The following is a 13,194-nucleotide window of genomic DNA, read 5'->3' as shown; positions in this document are numbered from 1 at the left end:
AAAAAATCTTTTCAAAAAACACTTTTATTTCAAAAAATATTGTATTTTTGCTCATTGTGAATTTGACGAAAAAAGTTTTTGGTATGAGAAGGATTATACAAGTAGCCTTGCTGATAATCAGTTTAGTAGGTTTTTATTTGATTTACAAATCCATACAATCTCCTATTGAGTTTGAAAAAGAAAGCCAAGCTCGCTTTATGAAAGTAATAGCTAAACTCAAAGATATTCGTAAGGCAGAAGAAGCTTATGAAGCAGTTCATAAGACATATACGAGTAGCTATGAGGAGTTAGAGAAATTTATTGAAAATGGACAATTCTATATAACAACTCAACGAGATACTAGTTGGACAGAGTTTGATAAACATTATAAGATAGATGTTTTAAAGCAAACTGTCCTAACGGATACTATAGGGAAAATTTCGGTGAAGGACTCCTTGTTTAAGAATTCTGACCAATATAAGTCTATGTCATCTGTTACTATTGGAGATAGAAAAATTCCGCTCACAATACAGACGGGAACTATTTCTCGTGAAAATAATGTAAAATTCCCTGTCTTTGAAGTAAAAGTTCCTAAAAGAGATATTCTGAGGGGATTAGATGAGGAAGAGATTAAGAATGAAATCCAAAAACAAGGAGTAAATGATGTTAAAGGAGCTTATGTTTCTGTAGGTTCTTTAAGAGAAGTATCTACAAGTGGGAACTGGCCTTCTTCTTATGATGAAAGAATAAATAAAAAAAGTGCCTCAAGAAAATAACCTACATATAGATTTTAAAAAAATGTCCATTCAATTGAACTTGGATGGGCTTTCTTTTTGTATCTTCAACCCAGCACTCTCCTGTATTGAATCTATTTATCATTTGCCACTACCTCCTTCTATGCCTTCCTTAGTAGTGGAGAAGGAATTGCAGGACTTTCTAAATGAAGAACGTGCTCTTTGTCAGGACTTTGATACAATTAAAGTATTACATAATAATGAGCAATATGCTTTTGTACCAGAAAAGTTATTCTCTACAGAACATTTGTTTGAATACTTGAAGTTCAATGTACAGGAATATCGTAATCAGATTATCAGTCATGATACCTTGTCCGAAGAGCAAATGGTAAATGTATATATTCCTAATGCGCCTATCAATCGTATTTTACGTGAGACGTATGGTATTTTTGAGTATGAGCATTTTACTACTACACTTTTACGAGTACTCTTGATGCATAATCCTCAAAAGAAAGATGCTATTTATGGTCATTTTGATAAAAATGCCTTCCATTTAGTAGTCTTTAAGGAAGAAAAGGTAGCTTTCTTTAATCGTTTTTCTTTTGAAGAACCTATTGACATGCTTTATTATCTACTTTTTTCTTTAGAACAACTTTCTATTGATACAGAAGTAACTCCTATGTATCTCTTAGGGGATATTATTCGAAATTCTGAAAGATACTATTTGATATATAAGTATATACGGTTTATTTATTTTCTTCCTCCTCAAAGGAATAATCCTTTCTGTCAAAATATGGATCCTGCTTTAGCACGTCAGAACTTTATCTTGACACATACTTTCTAAAAAATCTCACTAAAAAAGTCTAACATAATAATTGTAAGTTCTAATTATTTCTGTACCTTTGCGCACTGATAATAAAACCTTATATAATGAATAATCCAGACCTTTTAAAAAGAGTAGAAACAGCTTTGGCAGAAATCCGTCCTTATTTGCAGAATGATGGGGGAGATATCTCTCTTGTTGGAATTGAAGATAATAAAATAGTAAAAGTACATTTGCTGGGGAGTTGTCTTAATTGTAGCGTAAACCAGATGACCTTAAGAAGTGGGGTAGAAATGATGATAAAAAAATATGCTCCTGAAATAGAGAAGGTTATAAGTGTAAATGATTAAGAAATGGTTATTAGGAAGTCCCCTTGGTGAAAGAATGACCATTAAGGGGATTTTTTCTTGAAATGAATACCTGAAGATATTTATGGTGGAGGAGAGAGACTTTTATACACATGGAAAATTACTCCTCACAGGAGAATATGCTGTGTTGGATGGGGCTTTGGCTTTAGCACTACCTACCCAGAAGGGACAACAAATGAAAGTATTCCCTTCAGAGAAGGAAGGAATCTATTTCCGTAGTCTCACTCAGGAGAGAGAGATTTGGTTTGAAGAGAGGCTCTTCTCTTCAAGTCGGAATCCTATAGCACAAACCTTAGAAAAAATTATTAGAGAAGCTCAAAGATTGCATCCTAACTTCCTTAAAGAAGAAAATGTACAGGTAGAAACCCTATTGGAATTCCCGCGTCAATGGGGATTGGGTTCTTCTTCTACGCTTATAGCTATGATAGCACAATGGGCAGAAGTAAACCCTTATCTGCTGTTATGGAAAAGTTTCGGAGGAAGTGGGTATGATATTGCTTGTGCGAAGGCTACCTCTCCTCTTCTATATCAATTGCAAGAGGAACAAGCAAAGGTGTATCCTATATATTATAAACCTTCATTTGTCTCTTCTCTTTTTTTTATTTATCTAAATAAGAAACAAAATAGTAGAGAGGGAATTTCTTTTTATCATAGTATTAAAAAAAACAAAAAAGATCTCATAGAGCAGGTCACATTCTTAACAGAATGTATTTATCGTGCAAATAATCTTACAGATTTTTCTTCTCTTATAAAAGAACATGAAACACTTCTATCCTCATATTTGCAAATACCAACAATAAAAGAACGGCTATTTAAGGATTTTACAGGAGAATTAAAGAGTTTAGGGGCTTGGGGAGGTGATTTTATCTTAGCGATAGGGGAGTGTAATTATGTTAGCACGTATTTTTCTGAAAAAGGTTTTACAACAATCATTCCCTTTGAGGAGATGGTGCTTCTCAAGGATAAGGAGCCAATTCTACCTCCAAACCATTAAGATCTTCAGTAATAGGTATTTGGCAGCCTAACCGACTATTTTCTTTAGTATAAGAGGTCTCAAAAAGCATCGCTTCTTCTTCAGCACCTATAGGAGGTAAGGGGGTATTATTCAGAATATAACATTGGCAAGAGCCACACATTGCCATACCTCCACACACCCCTATCTCACCATCCTCAGCGATGGCATAAGCGCGGATAATTTCCATTAAGGACATATTCATATCTGTAGGGGCTTCTACCTCAAAAAGAACTCCATTGCGGTCAGTTATTCTCAAAGAAACATCGGACATTCTTGATTCATTTATAATAAGTGCAAAGATACAAATTAATGATTAATTACTGATATAAAAGAGTTAATTTGTAAATAATTGAGAATAAATAGAATGAGTATTTTATCTAAAAAAACAGTAAAAAATATTTGTCAGTTTGGAAAAAGGTAGTATCTTTGCACCCGATTACAAAAGGGTTCTTAGCTCAGCTGGTTCAGAGCATCTGCCTTACAAGCAGAGGGTCACTGGTTCGAATCCAGTAGGACCCACCACTTTTGTTCAAGTCAAAAATTTTTATTTGTTATTAATGTAGGGTTCTTAGCTCAGCTGGTTCAGAGCATCTGCCTTACAAGCAGAGGGTCACTGGTTCGAATCCAGTAGGACCCACAGAAAAGTCATCCATTAATTGGGTGACTTTTTTATATAGAATCACTTCAAATTAGTTAAAGTTGAAAAATTTTTCTATGATTTTATATTTTATATAACCTCTTATTCTATAACGAGTTACAAGATTAATTTTAAGAAATGTCTTCATAATTAATCTATTTTATATTATTTTTTGATTTTTGAATGGTAAAATATTAGTATGTTTTAAAAATTTTTTGTAACTTTGCCCGTCTCTTTATGGGAAATTATAGAAAATTGTTTTAATAAGGAAGTAGAAATTTTCTATAATATTTAGGAAAAGCTAAGAATACAAAAAATGAATACATTAAAGATCAGAACTTTGCTAATGCTTATACTCCTTGTGGGGGTATGGCAAACTTCTTTTGCACAAGAAGAGATGAAAATTTCTGGGGTGGTGACCAATACTAAATCGTTACCACAGCCAGGAGTACAGGTGAGTGTAAAAGGTACGGAGAAGAGTACCTATACGGATTTTGAAGGTCGTTATTCTATTGAGATTACTAAAGGGCAGACTTTGATATTTGCTCTGCAGGGAATGAAACCTCAGGAAATTACTCCAACTTCCCTGATAGTGGATATCAAAATGGAAGGAGTGAATGAAGTGGCAGCTGCACCTGGGAAAAAGGAAGGAGGAACTCCTATGAATACCAATACACGAGGACAGACTTCTATTGCTAAAGAGGCAAAACCTTTATGGGTGCTCAATGGAGTGATATTGCAAGATGATATTGACCTTAAGCCTGAAGATTTGGTTTCTGATGATGCAAAAATGCTTATTGCTTCTGCTATTCCAGGACTTACGGCTGAGAGTATTGAGAGTTTCAAGGTGCTTAAGGATGCTTCTGCTACTGCTGTTTATGGTCCTCGCGCGATTGCTGGAGTAGTGGTGGTAACTACTAAAAAAGGAACCTCTGGTAGTAGTAGTATTACTTATACAAACGAATCAACCTTCCGCCTTATTCCTACTTATGGGGAGTATAATATCATGAATTCCAAAGATCAAATGTCTGTTTATCAGGAGTTGCTTAAGGGTGGACATTTTAAGGCGGACTATATGTCTATTCTTTCTTCTAAAGGGGTTATAGGGAAAATGTATGAATTACACAATACTTTGGATGCCAATGGGAATTCTGTAGTCCCCAATACTGCTGAAGGACGGTTAGCCTATATGCAAGAAGCAGAAAGAAGAAACACCAACTGGTTCAAGGAACTTTTCCAAACCAGCATCATGCAGAACCATACTTTGTCCTTCTCCTCTGGTAGTGAAAAATCTACTTACTATGCTTCTTTGAGCTTGCTTACAGATCCAGGATGGACAAAAGGAAGTAAACTTTCTCAATATTCAGGAAACCTAAATGCTAATTACAATCTTTCTTCTCAGTTTCGTTTGAATGTCATTACTGACCTTTCCTATCGTGATGAAACTTCCCCTTATATTTCTACTACAGGCTCTCTTTATAAGTTTGCTCTTAATCGATCACGTACTTTAGATCCTAAGGCATATTATACTAACCGATATAGTCCTTATAATATCTTTAATGAGATAAATAATGCCTATATGGATACAGATATAGCTACTTTACGACTTCAAGCGCAACTTTCTTGGAAAATCACTCCTAAGGTAGTGGCTACTGTAATGGGAGCTATTCGTTATCAATCAGCTATTTATAATCAGGAAAAGACAGAGTACTCTAATGAGGCTATTTCATATCGTTATATGCCCAACTCTATTATAAGAAATCAGAATGGTTATCTCTACAAAGATCCTAATGATCCATTTGCACTTCCTATTCCTGTACTTACAGAAGGAGGAATTCGTAGGAAAACAGAGAATACTACCAATGCTAATAGTTTCCGTGCAACAATAAACTATAATGACTCTTTCAAGAATGGATTACATACCTTGGGACTTTATGGAGGATTTGATATGGATAATGCCAAGTATACCAATGATGTCAATAGGAATTATGGAGTTCTTTACAATTTAGGTTACTATAGCTCTTATAATTATATGCTTTTCAAGAAATTCCAAGAAGAGGATGCTACCAAGTATTATAAAATCAATAATACTGTGGGAAACTATCAAGCTTTCTTTGGGAATGCAACCTATACTTATAATAATCGTTATACTTTTAATGGTACTTTACGTTATGATGCTTCCAATCAGTTTGGAGAATCTCGCTATATCCGTTGGATGCCTACTTGGAATACAGGTCTCACTTGGGATGTGTCTCAAGAGAGTTTCTTTAAGTACTTAAAGCCATTTTCTCACTTAAGCCTTTATGGATCCTTTGGTATTACAGCGGTGGCTCCATCGGTAAGCAACTCACTTTCTCAAATATATCCTAACCTTCCTTGGAAGAATTCTAGCAAGCAAGAGATAGGACTTAATATCTCTTATGTAGCTAATCACGATCTTACTTACGAAAAGAATCAAGAACTTAACCTTGGTACAGCATTTGGTTTATTCAACGATCGTATTAATCTCTCTGTAGAATGGTTTAACCGTAGAAGCTATGACCTTATTGGAGATATTATTACTCAAGGAGTGGGAGGTACTATAGTAAAGAAAGGAAATATGGCAGAAATGCGTATTCATGGTTTGGAAATAGGATTGGAAACTACTAATATTAAAACTGATGATTTCTCTTGGAGGACTTCTTTTGTCTACTCAAGAGCTAAGAATGAAGTAACAAAATTGCTTACTAGTCCTAATATATCTGATATGGTAGGATATAACTCCTCTGATGCTACATCTGCAGGAGGTTTTGCTAAGGAAGGATATCCTTTGAAATCTCTTTTTTCTATTCCTTTTAATGGACTTAATAAAGAGGGAGTTCCTACCTTCCGTGACCAAAATGGTAATACTACTATAAGTGGTATACGTTTTGATAGCCAAAATGTAGACTTCTTAAAATATTCAGGAACACTCATTCCTACAGATAAAGGTAGCTTTAGCAATACAATTAATTATAAGGGAATCTCCTTTGGAGTGGTCTTCACCTATTCTTATGGAAATGTAGTACGCCTTAGAAGGTTGAGTAGTGTTTATAATGACTATTCCAATGCACCACGTGAACTAAATAACCGTTGGCAATATGCTGGAGATGAAAATAAGACGAATATTCCAAGGCTTTACACCACTTACATGTATGAAAAAATATATGGAGGTTGGAAAAATATGAACCAAGCTTATCTTACTTATGACTATTCTGATGTACGTATTGCTAAGGGAGATAACATTCGGTTGAAGGAAATTTCCGTAGGATATACTTTTGATAAGGATTTTCTTCGTGAGAGTCGCATTCGTCAATTGAGTGTGAAGTTGCAAGCCACTAACTTAGCTCTTCTTTATGCAGATAAGAAACTTAACGGAGATGACCCTGATTACTTAGTCAATGGCTATACTCCGATCTCTCCTAAAAGACTTATTTTTACCTTACGAATTGGACTTTAAAAGATGAACGTATGAAAAAATTATATACTATATTTGCCGTTGCAACTTTGATGTTTACAGGTTGTAACAAACAGTTAGATGAATTGCCAGATAATCAAGTACGGATAGATTCTCCTGAAAAAGTAAAGAAACTTCTTGTAAATGCTTATCCACAAGTGAGTGCCAGTATCCTGAATGAATTCTCCTCAGATAATATAGGAGATGGAGGAAGTATCATAACTTACTCTAACTACTTAAGTGAGGAGTTGGCAAATTGGAAGACTGTAAATGAATATTCTAACTATGAAGGGCTTAAGTATGTATGGCAATACCATTATGATGCTATTAATCATGCCAATACTGCTTTGGAGGCAATTGAGAAATTGGGAAATACTACAGAACTCCAACCAGCTAAAGGAGAGGCTCTGGTAGCTCGTGCTTATGGGCATTTTGAATTGGTGAACCTCTTCGGTAAACCATTTAATCCTAATACAAGTTCTTCAGATATGGGGATCCCTTATATGCTTGCTCCTGAAACAGAACTTAATAAGAAGTATAATCGAGTTTCTGTAGCACAAGTATATCAGCAAATAGATAAAGATCTTACTGCAGGACTTCCCTTAATCAGAGATAGTTATTATGATATGCCTAAGTATCATTTTAATAGAAAGGCAGCTTATGCCTTTGCGGCTCGTTTTTATCTTTATTATCAACAATGGCAAAAGGCTTTGGACGCGGCTAATGAGGTACTTACCACTAATGATGCTACTACCAAGAATCTGCTAAGAAATTGGGAAGATTTTAGAGATGTAACCAAAGCAGGAAGTGCTAAGCAAGGAAGTAGAGCTCTATATTACACACGTGATGATATTACAGCAAACCTATTAGTACTCCCCGTATATTCTCAGATTACTAACTATTATTCTGAGGATTATTCCAGACGCTATACTCACAATAGTCGTATTTCCAATGAAGAAACACTTTATGCTAAAAACCTTTGGGATCCTCAAGGGAAAGCTGGAGCCAATAATTTCGGGGGGGGATATTTCTGGTTTATGCCTATTAAGAACTCAAGTAATGAAAATGATACTATCTTCTTTGACAAGTGGCCTATTTTCTCAGGAGATTATTCCAGAAGTATCATGATTCCCTTCACTACTGATGAAACACTTTTGGTACGTGCTGAAGCTAAAATACATTTGGGACAATATGATAGTGCCGTGAATGATTTGAATCTGTGGACTTCCAAATTTATCTTTGTGAAAACTATTAATGGTTATACCAATCGTAATGTGGTAACCAAACAACAAATCATAGATTTCTATAGTGATGGTAATCTTGCTTATTCTACAAGTACCAATGATGGAGCCACTCAAAGAAAACGCTTGAATCCTTCCTTCACCATAGCCAGTGATGGTGTACAGGAGCCTCTTCTACAGTATGTGCTTCAATGTCGTAGAATCCTTACTTTGGGAGAAGGATTGCGTTGGCAAGATGTGCGCCGTTATAATATAGAAGTGGTGCGTTATGAAACAGATAATAGTAACCGTAATTTATTTACAGTCAAAGAAATCCTTCCTCAAGATGATTTAAGAAGGACACTTCAATTGCCAGCAATGGTGATAAAAGCAGGAATGACTCCTAATCCAAGATAACAAATACCTTAACTTATGAAAAAAATATTATACATACTTTTGGCAGGAACCTTTCTATTAGGTTGCTCTAATGATGATAAACTCTCAGGGGAGAGTGGTATTATCCCTGATGGGGGAGGGGATGAACGAAGCCTCAACCCTCAGAATGATTTGGATAAGTACATAGAACAGAATTTTACCAAACCCTATAGTATTGATATTATTTATCGCTTTTTGGAGAGAGAAATCTATCGTGCTTATACCTTTGCACCTACTCGATATGAAAAGGCGGTAGAGTTTGTAAATGTATTCAATTATTTATTTGTGGAGCCTTACATTAAGATAACCTCTAAGCAATTCCTAAAGGAACACTCTTTCAATACCATTATTTTGATAGGAGAACCTGCTTTCAACCCAACAGGAGCTAAGCTTGTGGGATTTGCTTCTGCAGGAATCAAAATTCATTTGTTGGAAATTAATCATACTCAGCCTAATAATATCTATTGGCTTAATGATAATATCTTAGTTACTCTCTATCATGAAAATGCCCATACTTGGCACCAAGCTAAGCTATATCCTACAGATTATGAGAGGATATCCGCTACAGATTATAAAAGGGATAGCTGGGTGAATGCATGGAACCTTAATACAAGTAACTTCTTACCTGCGGGCTTTATGACTGCCTACTCTAGCTTTAATAGTGATGAGGATTTTGTGGAAATGTTAGCTCGTTATATAGTATATTATAATGCTACTTTGGATTGCGGTTGTGCAACTTCCGATGAGACTCGTTGGGGCAAAAATCAAACAAATACTCAGTATCACTCCATACCTGATGGTTTTGATTATGAGCTTTATACTGAATGGAAGAATAAATTTTGGAACTATGGCAACCTCTATAATGACCAAAGTGTTCAATATGAATCCTCTTATGTATGGGAAGAGCGATTAAAGGCTGCTGATACTAAAATACGTGAGACTGAAACTTATACTGGAAAGCAAAAAATAGAACAAAAGATGGCTATCATGAAAAAGTATCTTTTGGAAGAATGGAATATTAACTTGGATGAACTTCGTGCGGAGATACGTAGCCGTTACCCTTATGTAGTGGGTAAAGATTTTGAAGGGAATCCTGTTCAGAGAAAGGATTTTTCAGTTTTACCTAATAATTAAGATTTTATGAAAAGATATATAACATTACTTTTAATAGTTTCTCTTATAGTCTCTTGTAGCTATAAGGAGGATGATGCCTTTGATAAAAAACCTGCAGAGCGTACTACAGAGACTTTAGAGCATTATAAGAAAACCTTAGAGGATGGCAGTTATTGGTTACTTACTTATTATCCAGAAGTATATAGAAGCCTTGGAAAACTTCCAAGAGCACATCACAGTATAGGTGGATATAATATTTTCCTTAAGTTAAAAGATGGTAAAGTGAGTGCTTCTTCGGAAATGATGAAGGATAATAGTGAATATACTACCTATTTCACCTATCAGATTACAGAAGGACCTACTCTTAGCTTTGATACTTATAATGATGTGATACACCATTTTCGCCGTACCTCAGGGCAATTCCCTAATGCACGAGGTGGAGATATTGAGTTTGGGATTACAAAGGAAGAAAAAGAGGTCTTTACCCTATTAGGAAGGACATCTAATACGACCTTTACCCTTACCAAATTCACAGGAGATCGTACGGAATATCTTAATAAAGTACGTGAGAATGCGAATACCCTCAAAGGAAAAGGACTTAATTCTATTCAAGTTAATGGGAAAACAATCTCTCTCCTTCTTTTTCCTAGCTATCGCCAGTTAGTATTTAGCTATGATGACCAGAATATACAACAAGCCTTTATAGTAACAGATAAGGGAATTAAGTTCTACGAACCTGTGAATGTAAATGGAACTAAAATTGAGGAACTCTATATTAATGAAGCAAAAACGGGTCTTATTACACCAGATAATGCTATTTCTATAACCTTTGTTTCTTGTCCTATTGAAATTAATGGAACTGCTAAGTCAATTTGGTTTAACCAAGGCTACGTTTCTAATGTATTTTTGACAAGCTTCAATACAACAAACGCATGGATACAGTGGGGATATTCTTGGTATGATTTGGCTAGAAATACAGAACTTCTTGTTTCAACAATCAAGGGTAATGATGATCAATCAGTAGTAGGATTTACTAAGTTTGTTTCTTATTCTTCAGCTTATGAAGGAGGTTCTTGGACTTATTATGAAGCAGACTTTGTAGGGGTGGGTGACCATCCTGACCAAGTTCGGATTATTCTTAAAGATCCTTCTGATAATGAATCTCTTAGAACTGGTGAATATAGAAATCAAATACAGTTCTTTTCTCAATTGGTAACTATCCTCTATAGAAGAATCGCTAATAGTGGACCTTATACAGTGGAGGATGAAGGGATTCGTTATAAATTGACCAGTGTTGCCAATAGTGAGAACTGGTTCTATCTTTATAAAAACTAATGAGATTATTCAAAGATTTTAGAATTCAAATATTAAAGCCTTCTTTACTACGTTGTGAAGAGGGCTTTTTGTAAAAAATAAGAATTTTAATCACCTTGAAAGGCAAAAAATAATAAATTATTAGCAAATTTTAGGAGGATGATATAACATCTTTATCTAAATATAGGGAGTTTCAAGCTTTGTATCTGTATTTGGAATACTAAAACTTTTGATCTCTTCAGGCTTTCCACCGTTTTATCTATCGTGATAGCACTTATACGGCAACAAGAAAGAGGCTATCTGAAATTCCAGACAGCCTCTTTTTTCTCTTCTTATATATTTTTAAGCACCAGCGAATCGGTATTCTGCTTGTACGTCAAGGGTAAGGCGAGTGAATAAATCATCTAATAAATCTCGGCTTACTTGCAAGATATCCTCTAATAATTTATCAGAGAATTTTTGCAATAATTCTTGAGCAGCGATAGGTTGTGCTTTGTATATAGCTAAGTAATTAGCTTCCATTTCTCGTTGGCGTTGTTCCATTTCTTTTTCAAATCGGTCATATACATCTCGGATAACAGGAGCATATTTTTTGTAATTAACCATACCTAAAGTCTGTACTTTTCTCAGAATCCAATATGCGGAATCAGAACTACAATGATTATCCCCCTTACTATAAGCTTCTGGATAGGAAGTTACCCCTTGATACAAAGGGATGAAGATTCCTAGTGCAGCCATACCTAAGGCCACATAGTTAATCTCTCCAATAGCTTCAGGTAATTCTGGTCTTACTTGTAAGATGTGTGTATTGGTAGCACGGAAGATAGCCACAGGGCGGTATACTTCTTTAGGGTTTTCATGAAAATAAGGGTCATGTTCAGTACCTTGATAGTGGTGGTAATAAGCACGACGTACATCGGAGAGAGAAATTGGTTTTTCTCCTTTTGCATATACAGGGAATGTATTCTTAGTTACATCATTCTTAAGTTTAGGGCTGAAGAATGCTTGCAACGCCCATACACGAGGATAGTTATAAGTGATATCAAGTTTTACATCACGAATATAGGTTTTGTGAAAGTCAAATTTTTCTTTAGGATTGTGTAATTTATGTTGTATAGCGAAGTCTATCAAATCCTCACTGGCAAGGAAATTTTCCTTATCTTTAGGATCATAATCTCGGAAACGACTTTGATTGGCAGATATAAAATATACATCATCAGGGATACGACAAGCGAGCCAACGGTGTCCACAGGCAGTTTCTAAGTACCATATTTCTTTGTTATCCACGAAACTTACACCAAAACCCTCAGCAACACCGTGCTCTTTTATAAGCTTACCTAATAGTAACACACCTTCCTTAGCTGAATGAATATAAGGAAGTACAATACTAGTGATAGAAATTTCTCCTAGGCCTGAAGGGACTAAGGGGTCAGCTTCAAGGGCTTTGTCACTACTAAAGATACTTTCGGTAGCACTTAATCCTACTCCTGCAGTGTTAAATCCTGCACTTTCCCATTGATCAGGATATTGATAGGGAGGCATTCCCATATATCCTAATGCTTCTTCAGGAAGTTTGCAACGAAAAGGATTGTTGAAAGAAACAAATTCCTCAGGTCCTTTTTTCTGAGGAGCATGTACTTTGAATTTTTTAGCATTTACGGCATTCCAGTCATCAGAACGAGCTATAATCATGGAACCATCTTGAGTCATCTTTTTGCCTACGATAATGGTAGTACATTCGGAGGGATAAAGAGAGTCCTCCATTGGAGTTTGAAATTCTTCTTTTTTCATATCTTATTTATTTTAGATTCATCTGTTTGCTAATAGGGAGTAAAGTTACGAATGTCTATTGATAAATCAAAATAAAACCCTATATATTTTTATTTTGTAATATACTTAACTTTGTTTAGTATTTAGAAAAGATATGGGTTATTCTTTATATGCTGTTTTATATCAATAATTTATATATTAGATGGCTCATTTATTTGTTATTTATCGGAGATCATGATTCAATGGAGATCATGAGTTACTAATAAAAGTTTTTAAAATGTGGAAACTTTTTTTGTTTATTAAGTTTTTTG

General features: G+C 35.1%; 10 protein-coding genes and 2 tRNA genes. 10 read left to right on the top strand and 2 right to left on the bottom strand.

Going from position 1 to position 13,194, the window contains the following annotated elements:
* Positions 1-83 precede the first annotated feature (83 nt).
* The 4 genes from HMPREF9071_RS11480 (at position 84) to HMPREF9071_RS11465 (ending at position 2,898) form a co-directional block, all read left to right on the top strand.
* Positions 84-755 carry a hypothetical protein gene (locus HMPREF9071_RS11480; RefSeq protein WP_040358743.1) on the top strand — a complete coding sequence of 224 codons (672 nt, stop codon included), beginning with the start codon at positions 84-86 and terminating at the stop codon, positions 753-755.
* On the top strand, positions 739-1,557 hold the full coding sequence (locus tag HMPREF9071_RS11475; protein ID WP_009401445.1) for a DUF3822 family protein: 819 nt from the start codon (positions 739-741) through the stop codon (positions 1,555-1,557). The genes HMPREF9071_RS11480 and HMPREF9071_RS11475 overlap by 17 nt, the downstream gene beginning before the upstream one ends.
* 86 nt (positions 1,558-1,643) lie before the next feature.
* Positions 1,644-1,886, top strand: coding sequence for a NifU family protein (locus HMPREF9071_RS11470; RefSeq protein ID WP_009401444.1), 243 nt, complete (start codon positions 1,644-1,646; stop codon positions 1,884-1,886).
* Positions 1,887-1,968: 82 nt separating this feature from the next.
* Positions 1,969-2,898 carry a GYDIA family GHMP kinase gene (locus HMPREF9071_RS11465; protein ID WP_009401443.1) on the top strand — a complete coding sequence of 310 codons (930 nt, stop codon included), beginning with the start codon at positions 1,969-1,971 and terminating at the stop codon, positions 2,896-2,898.
* On the opposite strand, the gene HMPREF9071_RS11460 is transcribed toward HMPREF9071_RS11465, so the two are convergent.
* Positions 2,861-3,190 carry a 2Fe-2S iron-sulfur cluster-binding protein gene (locus tag HMPREF9071_RS11460; RefSeq protein WP_009401442.1) on the bottom strand — a complete coding sequence of 110 codons (330 nt, stop codon included), beginning with the start codon at positions 3,188-3,190 and terminating at the stop codon, positions 2,861-2,863. The genes HMPREF9071_RS11465 and HMPREF9071_RS11460 overlap by 38 nt on opposite strands.
* Positions 3,191-3,363: 173 nt before the next feature.
* Between HMPREF9071_RS11460 and HMPREF9071_RS11455 the strand changes: the two genes are divergently transcribed.
* From HMPREF9071_RS11455 to HMPREF9071_RS11430, 6 genes are all read left to right on the top strand, one after another.
* Positions 3,364-3,441 (top strand) — tRNA-Val (locus HMPREF9071_RS11455).
* A gap of 40 nt (positions 3,442-3,481) precedes the next feature.
* A tRNA-Val gene (locus HMPREF9071_RS11450) sits at positions 3,482-3,556 on the top strand.
* 316 nt (positions 3,557-3,872) lie between these two features.
* Positions 3,873-7,034, top strand: coding sequence for a SusC/RagA family TonB-linked outer membrane protein (locus tag HMPREF9071_RS11445; RefSeq protein WP_009401440.1), 3,162 nt, complete (start codon positions 3,873-3,875; stop codon positions 7,032-7,034).
* Between the two features lie 11 nt (positions 7,035-7,045).
* Entirely contained in the window at positions 7,046-8,668 is a 1,623-nt protein-coding gene (locus tag HMPREF9071_RS11440; RefSeq protein WP_009401438.1) for a RagB/SusD family nutrient uptake outer membrane protein, read from the top strand.
* A 15-nt stretch (positions 8,669-8,683) separates the two neighbouring features.
* Positions 8,684-9,820, top strand: a complete 1,137-nt coding sequence (locus HMPREF9071_RS11435) for a substrate import-associated zinc metallohydrolase lipoprotein (protein ID WP_009401435.1) — start codon at positions 8,684-8,686, stop codon at positions 9,818-9,820.
* A 6-nt stretch (positions 9,821-9,826) separates the two neighbouring features.
* Entirely contained in the window at positions 9,827-11,134 is a 1,308-nt protein-coding gene (locus tag HMPREF9071_RS11430; protein ID WP_009401433.1) for a DUF4302 domain-containing protein, read from the top strand.
* A 321-nt stretch (positions 11,135-11,455) separates the two neighbouring features.
* On the opposite strand, the gene HMPREF9071_RS11425 is transcribed toward HMPREF9071_RS11430, so the two are convergent.
* A complete protein-coding gene (locus tag HMPREF9071_RS11425) occupies positions 11,456-12,904 on the bottom strand; it encodes a C69 family dipeptidase (RefSeq protein WP_009401432.1) in 1,449 nt (482 codons plus the stop codon).
* Positions 12,905-13,194: the final 290 nt, after the last annotated feature.

It is taken from the genome of Capnocytophaga sp. oral taxon 338 str. F0234 (assembly GCF_000192225.1).
Classification (GTDB): Bacteria; Bacteroidota; Bacteroidia; order Flavobacteriales; family Flavobacteriaceae; genus Capnocytophaga.
This window is presented reverse-complemented; position numbering and strand designations above follow the sequence as displayed.